At 65.4% G+C, this 19015-nt stretch carries 14 protein-coding genes; 7 read left to right on the top strand and 7 right to left on the bottom strand.

Features of this window, described 5'->3' with window-relative positions; all coding sequences use genetic code 11:
- Window positions 1–261: 261 nt before the first annotated feature.
- Window positions 262–1755 carry an FAD-dependent oxidoreductase gene (locus H570_RS0107590; protein WP_027080211.1) on the bottom strand — a complete coding sequence of 498 codons (1494 nt, stop codon included), beginning with the start codon at window positions 1753–1755 and terminating at the stop codon, window positions 262–264.
- Between the two features lie 44 nt (window positions 1756–1799).
- Here H570_RS0107590 and H570_RS0107585 point away from each other — a divergent pair, with 44 nt between their 5' ends.
- Entirely contained in the window at window positions 1800–2288 is a 489-nt protein-coding gene (locus tag H570_RS0107585) for a MarR family winged helix-turn-helix transcriptional regulator (RefSeq protein WP_027080210.1), read from the top strand.
- Window positions 2289–2814: 526 nt separating this feature from the next.
- Here the strand turns inward: H570_RS0107585 and H570_RS0107580 are convergent.
- Both H570_RS0107580 and H570_RS0107575 read right to left on the bottom strand, forming a co-directional pair.
- Complete coding sequence (locus H570_RS0107580) at window positions 2815–3210, bottom strand: DUF1398 domain-containing protein (protein WP_027080209.1); 396 nt, start codon at window positions 3208–3210, stop codon at window positions 2815–2817.
- A gap of 41 nt (window positions 3211–3251) precedes the next feature.
- Complete coding sequence (locus H570_RS0107575; RefSeq protein WP_027080208.1) at window positions 3252–3719, bottom strand: MarR family winged helix-turn-helix transcriptional regulator; 468 nt, start codon at window positions 3717–3719, stop codon at window positions 3252–3254.
- Window positions 3720–3773: 54 nt separating this feature from the next.
- Here H570_RS0107575 and H570_RS16810 point away from each other — a divergent pair, with 54 nt between their 5' ends.
- Entirely contained in the window at window positions 3774–4454 is a 681-nt protein-coding gene (locus H570_RS16810; RefSeq protein WP_245559569.1) for a transposase, read from the top strand.
- Between the two features lie 282 nt (window positions 4455–4736).
- Window positions 4737–5438 (top strand): VIT1/CCC1 transporter family protein, encoded by a 702-nt coding sequence (locus H570_RS0107565; protein ID WP_027080207.1) that lies wholly within the window; start codon window positions 4737–4739, stop codon window positions 5436–5438.
- 44 nt (window positions 5439–5482) lie between these two features.
- Here H570_RS0107565 and H570_RS0107560 read toward each other — a convergent pair whose 3' ends face one another.
- The gene (locus H570_RS0107560) at window positions 5483–6184 is read right to left on the bottom strand and encodes a transposase (RefSeq protein WP_027080206.1); all 702 of its coding nucleotides are present in this window, start codon (window positions 6182–6184) and stop codon (window positions 5483–5485) included.
- Between the two features lie 245 nt (window positions 6185–6429).
- Between H570_RS0107560 and H570_RS18540 the strand changes: the two genes are divergently transcribed.
- Both H570_RS18540 and H570_RS0107550 read left to right on the top strand, forming a co-directional pair.
- Entirely contained in the window at window positions 6430–6897 is a 468-nt protein-coding gene (locus tag H570_RS18540) for a transposase (RefSeq protein WP_245559561.1), read from the top strand.
- 40 nt (window positions 6898–6937) lie between these two features.
- Complete coding sequence (locus H570_RS0107550; RefSeq protein WP_027080204.1) at window positions 6938–7594, top strand: transposase; 657 nt, start codon at window positions 6938–6940, stop codon at window positions 7592–7594.
- A 57-nt stretch (window positions 7595–7651) separates the two neighbouring features.
- Here the strand turns inward: H570_RS0107550 and H570_RS18880 are convergent, their stop codons facing one another.
- The 3 genes from H570_RS18880 to H570_RS16805 all read right to left on the bottom strand — a co-directional run bounded on the left by H570_RS18880 (window position 7652) and on the right by H570_RS16805 (window position 15594).
- Window positions 7652–9349: a P-loop NTPase fold protein gene (locus H570_RS18880; protein ID WP_169447746.1), complete on the bottom strand. Its 1698-nt coding sequence runs from the start codon at window positions 9347–9349 to the stop codon at window positions 7652–7654.
- Window positions 9350–9393: 44 nt separating this feature from the next.
- Entirely contained in the window at window positions 9394–13218 is a 3825-nt protein-coding gene (locus H570_RS0107540) for a methylmalonyl-CoA mutase family protein (RefSeq protein ID WP_027080202.1), read from the bottom strand.
- 270 nt (window positions 13219–13488) lie between these two features.
- Complete coding sequence (locus H570_RS16805; RefSeq protein ID WP_084499930.1) at window positions 13489–15594, bottom strand: C1 family peptidase; 2106 nt, start codon at window positions 15592–15594, stop codon at window positions 13489–13491.
- 253 nt (window positions 15595–15847) lie between these two features.
- On the opposite strand from H570_RS16805, the gene H570_RS0107530 reads away from it, so the two are divergent.
- On the top strand, window positions 15848–17407 hold the full coding sequence (locus H570_RS0107530) for a phospholipase D family protein (RefSeq protein ID WP_027080201.1): 1560 nt from the start codon (window positions 15848–15850) through the stop codon (window positions 17405–17407).
- Window positions 17408–17827: 420 nt separating this feature from the next.
- Window positions 17828–18931 (top strand): Glu/Leu/Phe/Val dehydrogenase dimerization domain-containing protein, encoded by a 1104-nt coding sequence (locus H570_RS0107525; RefSeq protein ID WP_027080200.1) that lies wholly within the window; start codon window positions 17828–17830, stop codon window positions 18929–18931.
- Window positions 18932–19015 lie beyond the last annotated feature (84 nt).

Genomic DNA, 19015 nt, shown 5'->3' with positions numbered 1-19015 from the left:
GAGCGAGGCGAAGTAATCCGCACGTTCTCAGAAGTTACTACACCTGCTCCATTCCTGATCCAACCCATGCCCATCGTGCGCCATCCACGCCTCTTCGTCGGCATCAGCCGTATGCCCATGCAAGGTCTCGCCCAAATAAGTGAACCTGGCTCCCTAGTTTGACTCTGACCCTGTAATCGCAGCCCGACAAGCCGAACCAGGAAATAACTACACCTGGCCCCTTCTTGGCGCCTTCTTGGCCCCTTCTTGGGTCCACGCCGTTCACTGCAGGCCCACGCTGTCCAGATAGGCGCCCAGCTTCGCGGCTTGCTCGGCATCGAAGGTAGCGCCCACATAGCCATCCGGGCGGACCAGCACGCATTCGCCACGCGCCAGACCATATGCGGCCTGGATGTGTCCCGCGACGTCAACGACATCGCCCTTCGGCCCAACATGGTGAACATGCAACCCTGCCCGCGGCTTGAACTCCGGAAGACTGGCTTCCTGCGCGAGCAGCACCCAGTGCGGGCCCCGGAACAGCTGGAACAGCCGCGACGGCTGGCCCGCCGCCCCTTGGAACGGCGCATCGGGTGCACGATCCCCCGCCCGGATGCCGCCGGTGCGCGCGCGCAGTTCCCGGGCGAGCGGTGAGTCCGGGTAGCCGGTGTCGAGCTGGTGCACCTCGCGCCCGCGACGCATCCCGCCCTGCTGCTGCGCGTCGAGCAGCCGGGTCGAAAGGCCCAACACGGCCTCGGCCACCGGCCGGCGCTCGGCCTCGTAACTGTCGAGAAGATGTTCACCGGTTCCCTTCAGGGCGGCGGCGAGCTTCCAGCCCAGGTTGTAGGCATCCTGCACGCTGGTGTTCAGTCCTTGTCCGCCGGTGGGCGGGTGCGCATGCGCGGCATCGCCGGCCAGGAACACCCTGCCCACGCGATAGCGATCGGCCAACCTCGCGTTCATCCGGTAATCCGACGCCCACGACACCGAGCGCACGAGGATGTCGGTGCGGCCTGTGCGCGCGGCGGCCAGGGCAGTCAACCCCTCGACCGACAGATCCGTCGGTGCCTCCAGCGCCACCGGGGCCTGGATCTGGAACAGAGAGGTGCCGGCGAGCGGGCAGATCGCGAGCATGCGCGCCATGTCGCCCTGGTTGAACTGGTGCCATGCATCGCGGTCCAGCCCCGCAAGCTCGACATCCGCCACGATGGCGCGCACGCCCAGCGTCTTGCCGGGAAAGTCGACGCCAAGTGCTTTCCGGATGCTGCTGCGTCCCCCGTCCGCGCCGACCAGGTATCGCGCCGACACGGTCTCTTCGCCCGCCGGTCCCGCAACGCACGCGGTGACGCCATCCAAATCCTGCTCGAAGTCCAGCAACTCGCAACCGAACGCCACCCGGTGGCCAAGCTCGCCCAGGCGCTCGCGCAGGATGCGTTCGGTGAGGAACTGCGGAAGCATCAGCGGCAGGTGGTAGGGCTCGGCCGGGGTCGGCTCGATCCGACCGGCCATGTCAGAGTCGACATGGCTGCCGTCTTCGCGGTAGACGCGCTGCGGCGGATAGAGCCCGCCGGCCGCCATCACCCGATCCAGGATCCCCAGGTCCTCGAAGACCTCCTGCGTCCGCGGCTGGATGCCCTTGCCGCGCGAACCCGGGAATGGCGTTTCCAGCTTCTCGATCAGCCGGAACGAAACGCCGCGGCGGGCGAGCTCGATGGCGACGGTGAGGCCGGCCGCGCCGGCCCCGCAGACCAGCACGTCGATGGTTGTATGACGGGCCATGCTTGCTCCAATATGTGCAACATGCACGCAATGGGAAGCATGGTATGCCGGCGAAAAAGAATGTGCAAGATGCACACATGTCCGAACGCATGAAGGAGTTGCACGGGGCGCTGATCAGCATCGTCAGCACGATGAATCGCCCGCGGAACGACGACAGGATGATCAAGGCCGCCGGCATTCGCCTGGATCGTGCGCTGTTTTCCATCCTGGTCAGCATCGAGCGGCTGGGCCCGATCGGCGTGGTGGAACTGGCCGAACGGTCAGGGCGCGATCACACCACCGTCAGCCGTCAGGTGGCCAGGCTCGAAAGCCTCGGGCTGGTGAAGCGCCGCGAGGGCGCGCTCGATCGCCGCGTGCGCGAAGCCGTCATTTCCGCGAAGGGAAAGGCGATGACCAACCGCATCGACGTTGCGCGCGAAAAGATGGCGCAGGGCGTGTTCAAGGACTGGAGCCGGGACGAGCTCGATGTCTTCGTAACGCTCATGCGCAGGTTCGCCGACGCCCTGGAACTGGAGCCCCCAGCGGACGCCTGACCGGAGGCGAACCGCCGCGTCGCGCTGGCGGGCACAGGGTCGCCAGCGAAAAGGCCACGTCATCCGACCAGGGCCTGACGCTGTTATCGTTGGGCTGTGGCGCCGCCGCGGATCGCCGCGTCAGTTGCACCTCGAATAATCGGGTCGGTAGCAACTCCAGTCCGTGTACCAAGTGTCGGACGTTCCGTCGCCGTGGTCGACCGTATGCCGTGTGCGGTACAGGTTGCCATCCGGGCACGACAGGTCCGCGCCCTCCCGCACCTCGTAGCATGAGCTCCGGTTTCCCTCGATCCCCGCGTCCGAAAGCGCCTTGTCGATACGCGCTTCCTGTGCCGGTCCCTTCAGCGCATTGCGGACGGCTTGCGGCCAGGCAGGTTCGTCGGCGGGAGGGGCACCGGGTGCACCAGACGGCACGGTTGTGAATCCGGCCTCGCTCCTGCATGGTCGACCCAACGATCCGGCGCTTCGTTTCGCCCGCCCCGCGCATCCGAGCCAGGCGTTGTCCTGACGCTCTTTTCCACGAAGCTCAGTCGGGAAACTTCTCGATGTGGGTTTCGCCACGGCGACCGAAGTAGGTGACGTGCCGTCCCGCGATCCAGACCATATAGCCGACGCAGCCCGCCGCGCAGCTCAAGCGCTTGAACTCCGGGTACATCACCTCGCCTCGCTGCGCGCCGCGGATCGCGGCCTGCAGCGCCTGTGCGTCGAAGTCGTTGGCGATGGCGACCTTCGGCATGTCCAGCGGAACGTCCAGTATCTGCCCGTCCGGCAGGTAGTAGGCAGTGCGGTGGGCGCGGAAATCGGCCGAGTAGGACTCGACGCCCGCAGACACGAGCTGGGCGATGACTTGACCGAAATGGATGCGACCTTCTGCAGAAGCCCTTGCCGTTTCGCGGATGATCGATTGAGTGGATTCGTTCATTGGTGTTTCCAGGAAGGAAGAAGGAAAGACACAGGGGATACTCAGGTCACGGGAACTTCCCGGAGCTGATGAAGCGTGACCAGGGTCTTCAAGATGTCGCGGAGCGCCTTGCGTTGCGTCACCGACAGATGCCCGAAGAAATGCGCGTCGTTCTGGTCGGCCAATGTGGCCAGGCGCGGCACCAGCGCCTTCCCCTTGCGCGTGAGGCTGAGCACTTGCCCGCGCTGGGCGTTCCCGACGGTCCGTCGCTTCGCCAATCCCCCTTCCTCCAGACGACTGACGATCTTGGAAGCGGCCCCCTTGGTCGTCCCGAGACGCTGGATCAGATCTGCATGGCTGGTCTCGACTTGCTCGAACAGCACGCGCAAGGCGACCCACTCCGCCACCGAAGTCCCCTCGGCTGCCAGCAACTGCTGGAAGCGGCGGGAGACGTGGTTGGAAACGAAGCGCAGCCAGTAGCCGAAATGATCGTCGAGCTGGCTGGGAGCGGGTTCTTGGGATTTGCGCATTCTGGTTTCCATGGAAACATGAATGATGTTAGTTTCCCAGGAAACCAGTTGTCAATGGAAATCCGCGGGCAGAAACCGGGGTCAGAGTGGACTTTCCCTACAATCCGCAACGGCATTGCCTGGTCGCGTCGGCAACGCGTGGCGGCCATGCTATGGAAACACCATCGCAAGGACGCGACCATGCCCCGCCAACCACGCATCGACCTGCCCGGAATTCCGCAACACATCGTCCAACGCGGCAACGACCGGAACCCGTGCTTCTTCAACGCGATCGACTACATCCGCTACCTGCAGGACCTGCGGGAAATCGCCAGTCGTGAACACTGCAGCGTGCACGCCTACATGCTGATGACCAACCATGTCCATCTGCTGGTGACGCCAATGGCCGCGGGCCAGATTGGGAAGATGATGCAGGCGCTCGGTCGGCGCTACGTGCGTTACGTCAACGACCGCTACCACCGCACCGGCACGTTGTGGGAAGGCCGCTACAAGGCTTGCCCGGTGGCGGACGAACAATATTTCCTGCGCTGCCAGCGCTACATCGAACTCAACCCGGTGCGCGCCCGCATGGTGTCAGACCCGGCCCACTACCGCTGGTCAAGCCATACCGGCAACGCTTCGCCAGCCCACGATCCGCTCTTGCATCCCCACCGCGCCTGGCTTGAGTTGGGACATGATCAGGCCGCGCGTCGCCGCGCATGGCGAACACTGGTGATGGAGACCGTGGATCCTTAAGAAACCGACGCCATCCGCCTGCACCTGCAACGACAGCACCTCTACGGACCAGACCGGTTCCGCCGAGCCATCGAAGCCCAGCTAAGCCGCACGGTCGGCCCGAGAAAGATCGGCAGGCCTCGCAACGAGGGCTAGTGGCTCACCCGAGTCGGAGAAAGTGCACTCTGACCCCTGTTTTGGTTCTGGGCGGGCGCGGATCGGCCATTGTCCCTGGCAGCTTTCCGCTGTTTCCCGACACCGACCGGGGCGTAACATCGCCACGGAAACCGACCAGGAACCGTCATGTCGCGCATCCGCACACATCCCGAATCCCATCTGGTGTCGCGCATTGGCTGGCTGCGTGCCGCCGTGCTGGGCGCCAACGACGGCATCGTTTCGACCGCCAGCCTGATCGTCGGCGTGGCGGCGGCCTCGGCCGCCACCTCCGAGGTGCTCGTGGCTGGCGTGGCGGGCCTGGTCGCCGGCGCCATGTCGATGGCGGCAGGCGAGTACGTGTCGGTCAGCTCGCAGTCCGACACCGAGCGGGCGGATCTCGCCCGCGAGCGGGCCGAGCTCGCCTCCCAGCCCGCGTTCGAGCGGGAGGAACTGGCGAAGATCTACGTCGCCCGCGGGGTCGCCCCCGACCTGGCGCTGCAGGTCGCCGACCAGCTGATGGCGAAGGATGCGCTGGAGGCCCACGCTCGCGACGAACTCGGGATCTCCGAAGTGACCAAGGCGCGGCCCATCCAGGCAGCGATGACCTCGGCCGCGACCTTCGCCGTGGGGGCCGCGATGCCGTTGGCGATGGTGACGCTGGTGCCGCGCCCGGCGCTGGTGCTCGGCGTGTCCGTCGCCTCCCTCCTGTTCCTGGCCCTGCTCGGCGCGATCGGCGCTCGCGCGGGTGGCGCGGACGTGCTGAAGGCGACACTGCGCGTGACCTTCTGGGGCGCGCTCGCGCTAGCATTGACCGCCGGCATCGGCAAGCTGTTCGGTGCGGTGGTGTGAGCGCAAAGGCGGGCAAACGGGGACCGCAAGCGGGGACGGGGTAATTAATCCATCTGGTTCTTCGCGATCGCAGGACGTCCTCGCGGACGGCAGATGACCGGGCGATTGAGCGCCTTCTCCACCATCGCCTGGAACCGCAGGTCGCCCAGAACCCGCTCCTGCGCGAGATGTCGCCTCACGCTCGCCAGCGCCTCGTCATCCATTGCGCTCCGCAGCCAGGATCGATAAACGGCTGCACGGGAGTCCGGATCGTCACCCAGCCCCATGTAGACCGGATGCGGCGTCAGAAGCGGATCGTTCGCCATGCCCAGATGCGTGTGCACGCTCGACCAGCGGTAGTCCTCCGGCAACGCCACCATCGCCGCGCGCACCGGGTTCAACTCGATATAGCGCAGCACGGTGAGCAGATACCGCTCGCTATCGACCAGGCACGACTTGAATCGGCCCTGCCACAAGGTGCCACATCGCCCATGCCGGGCGTTGAACGCTTGCACATACGCCTGGCCCGCGCCTCGCATCATGTTCGAAACCGCGCCCGCCACACACGACGACACCAGAAGATGCACATGATTGTCCATGAGCACGAAGGCGTGCACCCGGACGTCATAGGCATGACAGGCTGCGCGCAGCAGGCGACGGTAGTGATGGCGGTCGGTGTCGTCCAGGAAGATCGCGCAGCGATTCACACCGCGCTGGGTGACGTGCATCGGCACGCCGGGAAGCTCAAGGCGGGGTTGGCGGGGCATCGACAAGTTCCGGATCGGGTGTACCCACCCTGCCCGCTTGCCAACGCCTTGACCCTCGGGCAACCACTCAAGTCCGCGTAGGGAACTGCCGCTTAATTACCTCCGTCCCCTTTGATTTCGGCGGGGCATCGACAAGTTCCGGATCGGGTGTACCACACCCTGCCCGCTTGCCAACGTCTTGACCCTCGGGCAACCACTCAAGTCCGCGTAGGGAACTGCCGCTTAATTACCTCCGTCCCCTTTGATTGCTCGGAACGAACTATGTAGGCCTGTTCAATGCGCGGCATGGCCGCACCGGAAGCCTGTGGGAGGGCCGATACAAGGCTTGCCTTGTCGACAGCGAGGACTACGTGTTGCGCTGCCATCGCTACATCGAGCTCAACCCCGTCCGCGCCCGCTTGACCGACGATCCGGCAACCTATCGCTGGTCCAGCTGCCCGGCCTACTTGGGCCAACGCCCCGCTTCCAGCCTCTGCGAACATCCGGCCTGGCAAGGCCTCGGCGGCAACCAGGCCGAACGCCAGGAAGCTTGGCGCCGGATCCTCGAAGAAGCCCTGCCGCCGGAGCAATTGGCAGAGATTCGCCTTTATCTCCAACAACAACGCGCACTGGGCCGTGATGCCTTCAAGGCCATGGTCGAAGCAAAGACCCGACGCTTCGCTTCTGCCCGCCCTGCGCATCGCCCACGCCAGAGGCCGAACGAGGCGAAGTAAGTACACCTGGCCCCGTTCTTTGGCCGGGATCCCGCAGCACATCGTGCAGCGCGGCAACAACCGCCTGCCCTGCTTCCTCAATGACGGCGACCGGCTGCGCTACCTGCAACTGTTGCGCGAACTGCTCCCGGCCAGCGGCGTGCGCCTCCATGCCTATGTCCTGATGGACAACCACGTGCACCTGCTGGCGACGCCAGCGGCCACCGGCGACATCGGTCGGATGATGCAGCGACTCGGGCGCCGGTACGTCGGCCTGTTCAATGCCAGGCACGGGCGCAGCGGCACTCTGTGGGAGGGGCGCTACAAGGCGTGCCTCGTGGATAGCGAACGCTACGTTCTTGCCTGCTACCGCTACATCGAGCTCAATCCGGTCCGGGCACGCATGACGGATGATCCTGCCGCGTATCGCTGGTCCAGCTGCGCCGCCAACCTCGGGCGGCGTCCGCACTCGGGCCTTTCACCCCATCCGGCGTGGCGCGCCCTCGGCACCACGGAGGCCGAGCGCACCGCCGCGTACCGCTGCCTACTGGACGAGGCCCTCCCGGACGACCTGCTCGCCGAGGTCCGTCACTACCTGCAGCAGCAACGCGCCTGGGGCCGCGACGACTTCCGCGCCATGGTTGAAGCCAAGACCCAACGCTTCGCCGGCACCCGGCCCGCGCATCGGCCGCGCAGAGTCATTTCATCTGATAAGTGAACCTGACCCCGTTCTTACCGTTCTTACCCCCGTTCTTCGCGGCCAGATATCCTCTGCTCACTCCCTTTCAAGCTTGATATTGAACATGTTCTCAATACGAATTCGATTCAACTCGCTCGTTCCCGCCATTCTCTCCAATGCCTTCTTCGCTTTCTCTCCAATATTCGGATAGCGAGCATCCGATTTCTGCGAACCAAGAAACAACAAACCTCTACGAATCTTGGTAGGCAGATTCTCTGGCGCGGACTTCATCCACTCAAACAGGTCATCCTCAGTGCATGCATCCAGGGCCAGAATGTCCTCTTCTGACCAAGAACGATCAATCGAAATACGTTCCAGCGCAGCATCGATGGTAGGAAGCACCTTGTCGACATTCCTCGCCGCCTGAATCAAGGGGCGAAGTGCGTTTGACTTAAAATCTTCAAAGGGCCAATCCTCTCGCGCCGCTGCCTCAATCTGTTCTCGGGCAGCCGCAACGTACCTTTGCGCAAGGTCACTGAAATCAACACCGAGATCCTCCAGCGCATGAAATGCGCTATCCACATCTCTAGGCGAGATTTGTATTAGGTGCCTGTCGACTGCACCGATAAGCGCCGCAACGAAATCTGCGTGATCCGGATTGAAACTGTCGGAGTAGAGGCGCCAAGCAGCCCTCATGGACTCGGCAGCCTCCAGCTTCTGAAGATTCTCGCCCTTACTCTTGAGCTCTAGCGAAATAGCACCTGGAATCCAGATTCCGGTGCGCAGGTACTCAACTAACGCTGCATCGTATGCCTCAGGCGAAAACTCTAACGCCTCCGCCGCCGCCTCCCAGTTGATCTCCCATTCCGCCTTTTCTTCCTCCCGATCTCGCATAGCTGATGCCATCCACGACGACTCAGATGCGAGATAACCCAATCTCTCCTGAGGAATCTTTGCTGTCGAGTCATAGCGGGCCCAAGTCAGGATCGCAATGTGCCCAAGAACTTCTTGCGATATTCTGGGATCGGCACGTTCCAGGTCCGGCCAAACTTGATCAACCAGGAATGCGTATCGCTTTGCAACTCTGATGTTTGAGATACCAAGTTTTTCAAGAATGCTTTCGGAAACATCTCTATGCGAGCATTTATTTGGCAAGCCGATACTTGCGATGTCTTTCGGACTTCGCGCAAAAAGAATCTCAAGATCAAAGACCTTCTCTTTGTACTCGGCAAGAACCCTCTGGTCGTGCTCGTCTAACGCGTCTTCATTGCAGATGACGATGACCTTACAATTTCGATGGGAAGCCAGTTCGTCGGCAAGCCCCAGAGTATCCCTCAAAGATACTGATGCTGATCTTCTCTCCAGATCGTCAATGGTGACTAGAAATCCATCGACAAGCCCATAATTTCCTTGGCTCATCATTGCACCTAGTTCACCGACCCACGGAGCCTGAACCTGACCAAGCTTTGAACCCAGCCATCTCCACGTTCTTTGAAGCTTCGATTGCGCTACGTACTTCTCTAGCTGGATCAACTTGTGTGCGGCCAAGCCAAGCCTTGTTCGAATGCCATCGTCAGGCCCAACTTGTTGCGCTGCCGAGAATATTTCGCGCTGAACTGCAGAAATGGTCTGCTTGCCGAACAAAGAAACGTATGAACGAGCTACCAAACTTGGGGATTGGTCAAAGTTGAAGCTGTCGACAAACGCTGTTACTGCATACGTCTTGCCGACTCCCCACGGGCCGCGAATCAGAATCGTATTTTGCTCTTGGCTTTGAAGGAATCGGGACAACATCAGCGCAATCGGATTTCCGACGCATTCCCGATCTGCTCGGCGCATCACATGTTTCTCCGATACTCCCCACCCACGTCATACAACGCATGGCTGATCTGCCCCAGCGAATGCGTCTTAACCGCCTCCATCAACGCCGCAAACACATTCTTCCGCTCCCGCGCCGCGTTCTGCAGGTAAGCCAACCCATGCCCATCATGCGGCTCGGTCGCCGCGGCGGCATCGTCCTCGATGACATGGTGATGATCGGTTTCCCCCCGCGGCGCCAACGGATTCCGTGAGGCCTGCCACCCCCGCACGTTCTCGATCTGCTGCCCCTTCTCCCCTTCCGTGCTCCGGATCAGCTCGATCTCGGTCGCGATCTCCCCGGCGTGCTCCTTCGGCAGGAAGGTATTGACCCCCACCAGCGGCAGCGACCCGTCGTGCTTCTTGTGCTCGTAATAGAGCGACTCTTCCTGGATCTTCCCGCGCTGGTACATGGTGTCCATCGCCCCGAGCACGCCGCCGCGCTCGCTGATGGCTTCGAACTCCTTGTAGACGGCTTCCTCGACGATGTCGGTGAGGTACTCGACGGCGAAGCTGCCCTGCCAGGGGTTCTCGTTGAAGTTCAGCCCCAGCTCCTTGTTGATGATCATCTGGATGGCCACGGCGCGGCGCACGCTTTCTTCGGTGGGCGTGGTGATGGCTTCGTCGTAGGCGTTGGTGTGCAGGCTGTTGCAGTTGTCGAACAGGGCGTACAGGGCCTGCAGCGTGGTGCGGATGTCGTTGAACTGGATCTCCTGCGCATGCAGGGAGCGGCCGCTGGTCTGGATGTGGTACTTCATCATCTGGCTGCGTTCGTTGGCGCCGTAGCGCTCGCGCATGGCGCGGGCCCAGATGCGGCGGGCGACGCGGCCGATGACGGTGTACTCGGGGTCCATGCCGTTGGAGAAGAAGAACGACAGGTTGGGCGCGAAGTCGTCGATCTTCATCCCGCGCGCGAGGTAGTACTCGACGATGGTGAAGCCGTTGCTGAGGGTGAAGGCGAGCTGGCTGATCGGGTTCGCCCCGGCCTCGGCGATGTGGTACCCGGAGATCGACACCGAATAGAAGTTGCGCACGCCGTGGTCGACGAAGTACTGCTGGATGTCGCCCATCATCCGCAGCGCGAACTCGGTGCTGAAGATGCAGGTGTTCTGGGCCTGGTCTTCCTTGAGGATGTCGGCCTGCACGGTGCCGCGCACGGTCTTGAGGGTCTGCGCCTTGATGCGGGCGTAGGTGTCGGCGTCGACCAGCTGGTTGCCGGTGATGCCGAGCAGGCCCAGGCCGAGGCCGTCGTTGGTGGGCGGGAGGTCACCGTGGTACTGCGGGCGCTGGCGGCCTTCGAAGAAGGCGTCGATCTTCTTCTGCGCGGCGGCCCAGCGGGCGTCGTCTTCCTTCAGGTATTTCTCCACCTGCTGGTCGACGGCGGTGTTCATGAACATCGCCAGGATCATCGGCGCGGGGCCGTTGATGGTCATCGACACGCTGGTGGTGGGGGCGCAGAGGTCGAAGCCGGAGTACAGCTTCTTCATGTCGTCCAGCGTGGGGATGTTGACGCCGGAGTTGCCGATCTTGCCGTAGATGTCCGGGCGCGGCGCAGGGTCCTCGCCGTACAGGGTGACGGAGTCGAATGCGGTGGACAGGCGCGCGGCGGGCTGGCCGACGGACAGGTAATGGAAGCGGCGGTTGGTGCGCTCGGGCGTGCCCTCGCCGGCGAACATGCGGATCGGGTCTTCGCCGGTGCGGCGGTAGGGGTAGACGCCGCCGGTGTAGGGATAGCTGCCGGGCAGGTTTTCCTTGCCGAGGAAGGTGAGCAGTTCGCCCCACGACTTGTACGTGGGCGCGGCGATCTTGGGGACTTTCTGGTGGCTGAGCGATTCGCGGTAGTTCTCGACCTTGATCTGCTTGCCGCGGACTTCGTAGGCGGTGGTGTCGTCGGTGATCGACTTGAGGCGCTGGGGCCAGTCGCGGAGAAGCTTCAGCGACTCGGAGGCGAGGGACTGGAGCGCGTCGTTGTAGCGCTGGCGGAGGGTGAGCAGCGAGCGGTCGGGGGCTTTTCCTTCTCCCTCCGGGAGAAGAGCCTGCCCTCGAAGTGCTTCTGATCGGGAATGGCGCGAAGCGACGGATGAGGGAACGTTCGTTCCGTCGTGCGGATCGTTCGTCGCGACTTGGTCGTTCTTTCCCTCATCCGCCCTTCGGGCACCTTCTCCCGGAGGGAGAAGGAGATTTGCGTGGTAGAGGTCAAGCTGTCTTGGCAGCCTGGGGTCTTCGAGTTCCTGCAGGGCCTGCCAGCAGGCCTGGGCGCGGTCGGCGGCTTCGGCCTGCCTTTCGATGGAGGCGTTGATCGCCCTGCCCTGTTCGGCGATTTCGGCGAGGTAGCGGACGCGGGCGCCGGGGATGAGGACGGTGGCGCGGGGCTCCTTGAGGGTGGTGTCGAGCATGGGCATCCAGTTGATGCCCCCAGCTCGTGTAGGAGCGGCTTCAGCCGCGAGCTTTTGATCCTGGTGGGTGCCTGCCGAAGAGCTCGCGGCTGAAGCCGCTCCTACGGGGGCGTTGTCGGGGGCGTCCGGACCGAGGTGCAGCTTCTCGCGCAGCAGGCGGCACAGGTTGACGAACATCCAGCTGATGCCAGGATCGTTGAACTGGCTGGCGATCGTCGGGTAGACGGGGACGTCTTCGTCGGCGGTCTTGAAGGCGACGCGGTTGCGCTTCCACTGCTTGCGCACGTCGCGCAGCGCGTCCTCGGCGCCGCGACGGTCGTACTTGTTGAGCACGATCAGCTCGGCGAAGTCGATCATGTCGATCTTCTCGAGCTGGCTGGCCGCGCCGTAGTCGCTGGTCATGACGTACATCGGGAAGTCGACCAGGTCGACGATCTCCGAGTCCGACTGGCCGATGCCGGCGGTCTCCACGATCACCAGGTCGTAGCCCAGGCCCTTGAGGAAGGCGATGCAGTCCTTGAGCACGGCGTTGGTCGCCACGTTCTGGCGGCGGGTGGCCATCGAGCGCATGTAGACGCGGTGGGACCGCAGCGAGTTCATGCGGATGCGGTCGCCCAGCAGCGCGCCGCCGGTGCGGCGGCGCGTGGGGTCGACCGAGATCACCGCCATGCGCATCTGCGGGAAGCTGGCGAGGAAGCGGTTGAGCAGTTCGTCGGTCACCGAGCTCTTGCCGGCGCCGCCGGTGCCGGTGATGCCGATCACCGGCGTCGGGCCGTCATGGCCGGCCGCGCCCGCGGCCCACTGCTTGCGCAGCAGCGCCAGCTCGGACTCGGAGTACGCCCCGTCCTCGATCGCCGAGAGCACGCGGCCGATGGCGATCTCGTCCTCCAGCGCCGGGCGGGTGGTGGCAGGCTCGCGGGCCTCGCCGGCGCGGGCGTCGCGGGCCTTGCCCACGCGCGCGATCACGTCCTCGATCATCTCCACCAGGCCCAGCTTCATGCCGTCGTTGGGGTGGTAGATGCGCTCGACGCCGTAGGCCTCGAGCTCGCGGATCTCCTCGGGGGTGATGGTGCCGCCGCCGCCGCCGACCACGCGGATGTGGGCGGCGCCGCGCTCGCGGAGCATGTCGACCATGTACTTCATGTACTCGACGTGGCCGCCCTGGTAGCTGGACAGGGCGATGGCGTCGGCGTCTTCCTGCAGGGCGGCACGGACCACGTCCTCGACCGAGCGGTTGTGGCCGAGGTGGATGACCTCGGCGCCCTGGGACTGGATCAGGCGCCGCATGATGTTGATCGCGGCGTCGTGGCCGTCGAACAGGCTGGCGGCGGTGACGAAGCGCAGCGGCGTGGCGTCGGGCCGGGCGGACAGATGGGTGCCTTCGACGGCGGTGGCGGCTGGCGTGCTCATGGCGCGCTCCAACGAGAGAAACGGATGGCGCGATTGTACCGTGGGGCCGTGCGCACCTCCTGGCGGCGCTGGTGGCGTGTCGTCCGTGTAGGAGCGGCTTCAGCCGCGAGCTTTTGCCCCCTCCCCTGCGAAGGCAGGGGAGGGTTGGGGAGGCGTGTCTTCAGCAGCACCGTGAGCCGTGGGCACCCCCTCCCAGCTCCCTTGCCATCGCAGGGGGAGGGGCCAAGGCAAAGCTCGCGGCTGAAGCCGCTCGTGCAAAGGTCCCCGGCTTCAGGCTTCCAGCGCGCGGCGCAGGGCGTTGCGGCGGTCGCGCAGGCCGGCTTCGGAGCGGTGGATCTCGAATCGCACCGGGATGCTGCTGCCCTTGCCGAGGATGCGGGCGACGGTGGCGTCCAGGGTGGCGCGGTCGTCGTCGAAGCCGCCGTGGGTGGTGGCGTCGGCGCCGTTGGGCGAACCGGCCGGCTCGCCGGCGGCGGGCGACTGCACCCAGTCCAGGCGTCCGGCCCTGAGCAGCTTGTGCACGCGCTCGTAGCCAAAGGCCTGGTCGGCCGCGGTCTTTGCGGCGATGAAGCGGGCCATGCCGGCGATGGGCGTGCCCTGCGACAGGCGCCGGTCGATCCAGCTGCGCGCCTGCTTCTCGAACGCGTGCGCGACCATGTACAGCAGCGACTTGTGGTAGATGCCGGCGCAGCTGTCGTCCTGCTCGGCCTTGTCGGTGAGGGTGAACAGGCAGCTGCGGTCGACCTTGCCCGCTTCGATCGCCGGCACGTAGCTCATCAGGAACATCTCCATGCTGATCGCCGGCGCCCACAGGTTGACGCTGGCCAGCTGCGCGCCCATGCCGAGCATGCCGTTGGCGGGGCCGCCGACGATCTGTCCGCTGGAGGTGAGCAGCTGCACCAGCGGCGCCATCAGGATCGAACCGGCGCTGTGGCCGGCCACGTGCAGTTCCACCGAAGGATCCTGCCCCACCCACTCGTTGAGCAGCCGCGCGACCTGCGCCGCGCCGCCGCACTCGACCAGCCTGCCGTCGAAGTCGCGCGCGACCGCGGTGGTGGCGAGCAGCGCGTTCTCCTTCATCTCGTCCCACAGCGCCTTGCCGCCGATGGCGCGGGCGAGCGGTTCGAGGGTGTCGTCGAGGCGGTCGAGCAGCAGGTCCTTGGCTTTCTCGATCAGGCCCTCGCTGCGCGGGCGCGCCGCGTCCTTGAGGATGTTGCCCAGGGTGGTCCAGAAGTCGGTCTTCCAGATGAAGCACAGCGGATAGATTTCCTGCGCGAGCATGGTTTCGCGGTAGTCGGCGACGCGCTGGATCGCGCTGTCCTCCGGCACCAGGCCGCCGTGGGCGTAGAGCAGGATGCGCTTCTTCTTCCAGCCCTTCGTGGCCTCGCGCATGTCCTTGCGGATGATGTTGCGCACGTCGTCGGCGGTGGTGCCGAAGCGACCGCTGTCGCGCAGGCGGCCGTCGTTGCCCAGGCTGATCACGTGCGGGCGCAGGTCGGCCTGCGAGTAGCCGACCGACTGCCGGCCGATCGACGAATTGCTCACCGCGGCGGACTGCGCGCGCAGCAGCTGCACCGGTACCGCAAGCCGCGCGACCCAGACGTCGCTGCCGCGCTCGAGCCACTCGTCGTAGCTGATCCAGCCGATGCCGCGGCGGCCCCACTTCGCGCCCCAGGAGTTCTGGAACCAGAATCCCTCGCCGTCGTAGGCGACGATGGCGAAGGCGTGGTAGCCGATCGCCGGCTGCTGTTCCCACGCGATCCTTCCGCTCGACGGCGGCGCGATCCAGCCTTCGTGCACCGCGCTCGACGCATACAGCACGCCAACTTCGGCGAACGCCGCGTGCATCGCGACGAGATCCTTGTGGTTGACGCGGAAGTACGCGCCGAGCGGGTTGCGCAGGGCGTCCTTCGCCCGCTCGTCGGTGTACGGCTCCAGCGCGTTGCCCGGCCGGTACGGCCAGACGGCTTCGGAACACACGCCGTGCTTGTGCCAGCCCTTCATCGCGCCGCGGCAGCTGGAGCCGGAATAACTCTCGCCGCGCCATTCGTCGTAGCGGCGCGCCATGTCGTAGAACATGCGCGTGCTGACGCGGGTGGTGTCGGCGCCCGAGCCGCGCGTGCGCAGCAGGGTGTGGGCGACCGAGGCCAGGCCGAATGCGGTGCAGGCGCCCTCGTCGCCCTGGTCGAGCACCGGCACCTTGAGCGCGGTGAAGCGCGACAGCGGCACGTGGGTGGGCACGTCGACCAGGGTGGGTTCGAACATGCGGTCGCGGAAATCCGCGGTGTCGGGGCGGGCATCAAGCAGGCGCCTGCCCTGCAGCGACTCCGGCTGCTTCGCGCCGGGCCGTGCCGGCTTGGTCTTCGTCGTGGCCATTTGATTTCCTCCGACAGCGGGAACGCCGGCACCGCGCCGGCGCGGACACCAAAGCGATGCAGCGAGCATGCACGCCCCAGGTCGCGGGAACCGCGACCGGCGCGGCAAAGCGGCTTGCCCGGTGGCAATGGCCCCCCGATACTCCGGAACAGTCGTAGGAGCGCCCCATGGGCGCGATGGGCCTGCCCGGTAAAGCCATCGCGCCCGCGGGGCGCTCCTACAATGCGCGGGAACACACCAAGGATCCGGCTCGATGTCACGAATCCAACGCATCTTCGCCTGGGGGCTGTTCGCGCTGGTGCTGATGCTGCTCAGCGGCTGGCTGCTGGCCGACTACCTGACCCCGCGCGCGGTTGGCGCGCACAGCGAGACGCTGCCGCTGCAACCGGCGCAGACCGCGCTGGACCGCGAGATCGTGCCGCTCGTGGCGAAGCACGGCGGCAAGACCGGGATCATCCTGCTGCCCGACGGGCTCGACGCCTTCGCCGCGCGTGCGCTGTCGGCGCGCAAGGCCGGGCGCAGCCTCGACCTGCAGTACTACATCTGGCACAACGATCCCACCGGCCGCCTGCTCGCCCGCGAAGCCTGGCAGGCCGCCGAGCGCGGCGTGCGCGTGCGCATCCTGCTCGACGACATGAACACCAAGGGCGACGACACCGGCCTGCTGTCATTCGACGCCCATCCCAACATCGAGATCCGCGTCTACAACCCGTTCCGCAACCGCGACGGCGCGATGCGCGTGCTGGAGCTGGTGCAGCGCTTCTTCAGCGTCAACCACCGGATGCACAACAAGGCCTGGATCGCCGACGGCCGGGCCGCGGTGCTCGGCGGGCGCAACATCGGCCAGGAGTATTTCGACGCGTCCACCGCGACCAACTTCCGTGACCTGGACGTGGTGCTGTTCGGGCCGAAGGTGGCGCAGGCCAGCAAGATCTTCGACGGATTCTGGAACAGCGAGGCGGCGGTGCCGATCTCGGCGCTGAACAATCGCTCGCGGCGGCAGCTCGACGCGGCCGTGGCGCGGGTGCAGGCCGAGGCGAAAAGCGATTCGGCCAAGGCCTACCTGCAGCGCATGAACGCCTCGTCGACGGTGAACGGCTATTTCCGCGGCGAGCTCGCGCCGCACTGGAGCGACCACATCGAGGTGGCCTCCGATCCGCCGCTGAAATGGAAGCAGGACGACCGCAGCGGCTGGCTGGTCAACAAGCTGGCCGCGCAGGTCTTCGACGCCAGGCGCGAGGCACTGCTGATCTCGCCGTACTTCGTTCCCGGCGACGGCTTCACCGCGCAGCTGGTGGACCTCGTCCGGCGCAGGCACGTGAAGGTGGGCGTCATCACCAACTCGCTGGCCGCCAACGACGTGCCCGCGGTGCACGCCGGGTACTCGGCCTATCGCGGGCAACTGCTTGACGGCGGCGTTGCGCTTTACGAGCTGCGCGCGCAGGGCAGCAGCGAGACCCACGGCATGTTCGGCAGCAGCGGCGCCAGCCTGCATACCAAGGCCTTCGTGATCGACGGCGAGCACGGCTTCATCGGGTCGTTCAACCTCGATCCGCGCTCGGCCTACCTCAACACCGAGATGGGCGTGCTGTTCAAGGACCGCGACATCGCCGCGGCGCTGCGCGAGGAGTACCGGCACCTGTCCGGCCCGGCGCTGAGCTACCAGGTCTGCCGCGACAAGGACGGCGCGCTGTGCTGGCTCGACCGGAGCCTCGAACCGCCGCTGGTGCTGCACAAGGAACCGCAGACGAACTTCCTGCAGCGCGCGACGGCACGGGTGATCGGCTGGCTGCCGATCGAGTCGCAGCTGTAGCCTGCCGCCGGTACCGCGACGTCGTGCAGGCCCTTGCAGGCGCGGCCCATGTTCGCGAGCTTCGGCTTTGGCCTCTCCCCCTGGAACGCAGAGGGAGATTGGGAAGGGGTGCCCACGGTTCGCGGTGCTGCTGAAGGCACCCCTCCCCGCCCCCCCGCCCTGGCAGGGAAGGGAGCGAAATCCTCGCGGCTGAACCCGCTCCTGCAGAACTTTTGCAGCCGCATTCAGATTCACGGCAAACAGCGTTTCCTGGCGCCATACCGGCTCGGACGGGCTTTTGTCGCGCCGGACGCGTAAAATGCGGCGCCGCCAAGACGGCTCCGGCCAATCCGGCCGCTGCCCGCCCGCGCCCACCCAATCTACCCACACATTGCCGGCGTCCCGCGCGAGCGGATCGGCGCCATGCAACGGAGTTTGTCGATGATCTTCGAACAACTGGACACTTTCGGCCATGAGCAGGTCGTCTTCTGCCACAACAAGGACGCGGGCCTGAAGGCCATCATCGCGATCCACAACACCGTGCTCGGCCCGGCGCTGGGCGGCACCCGCATGTGGCCGTACAAGTCCGAGGCCGAAGCGCTCAACGACGTGCTCCGCCTGTCGCGCGGCATGACCTACAAGAACGCGGTCGCCGGACTGGACATCGGCGGCGGCAAGGCCGTGATCATCGGCGACCCCTCGACCGACAAGTCCGAGGCGCTGTTCCGCGCGTTCGGCCAGTTCGTGCAGTCGCTGGGCGGCCGCTACATCACCGCCGAGGACGTCGGCATCGACGTCAACGACATGGAGCTGGTCTACCGCGAGACCGAGTACGTCACCGGCGTGCACCAGGTCCACGGCGGCTCGGGCGACCCGTCGCCGTTCACCGCCTACGGCGCCCTGCAGGGCCTGATGGCCACGCTCAACAAGAAGTTCGGCGACGAGGAACTGGGCAAGTACAGCTACGCCGTGCAGGGCCTGGGCCACGTCGGCATGGAGTACGTGAAGCTGCTCAAGGAACGCGGCGCCAAGATCTTCGTCACCGACATCAACAAGACCCTGGTCGACAAGGCCGTCAGCGAATACGGCGCCGAAGCCGTCGGCACCGACGAGATCTACGACGTCAACGCCGACGTGTACTCGCCGTGCGCGCTGGGCGGCACGCTCAACGAGCAGACCCTGCCGCGGTTCAAGTTCAAGATCATCTGCGGCCCGGCCAACAACCAGCTGACCACCAATGCGATCGGCGACGAGCTGGAGAAGCGCGGCATCCTCTACGCGCCCGACTACGCGGTCAACGCCGGCGGCGTGATGAACGTGGCGCTGGAGATCACCGGCTACAACCGCGAGCGCGCGATGCGGATGATGCGCACGATCTACCACAACCTCGCGCGCATCTACGAGATCTCCGATCGCGACGGCATCCCGACCTACAAGGCCGCCGACCGCATGGCCGAGGAGCGGATCGCGGTGATGGGCAAGCTCAAGCTGCCGCTGGGCCGGACTACCCCGCGCTTCCAGGGCCGCATCCGCGGCGGCGCGTAAACTGCGCGGCAGTGCGGTAATGGATGACGGGGCTGCGTGCCCCGTTGTCTTTTGCAGGATCGAGAAAAGCCAGGAACAAGACAG

The sequence above is a fragment of the Luteimonas mephitis DSM 12574 genome (genome assembly GCF_000422305.1).
Classification (GTDB): domain Bacteria; phylum Pseudomonadota; class Gammaproteobacteria; order Xanthomonadales; family Xanthomonadaceae; genus Luteimonas; species Luteimonas mephitis.
The sequence above is the reverse complement of the archived record's forward strand: the minus strand, read 5'-3'. Positions and strand labels throughout refer to the sequence as shown.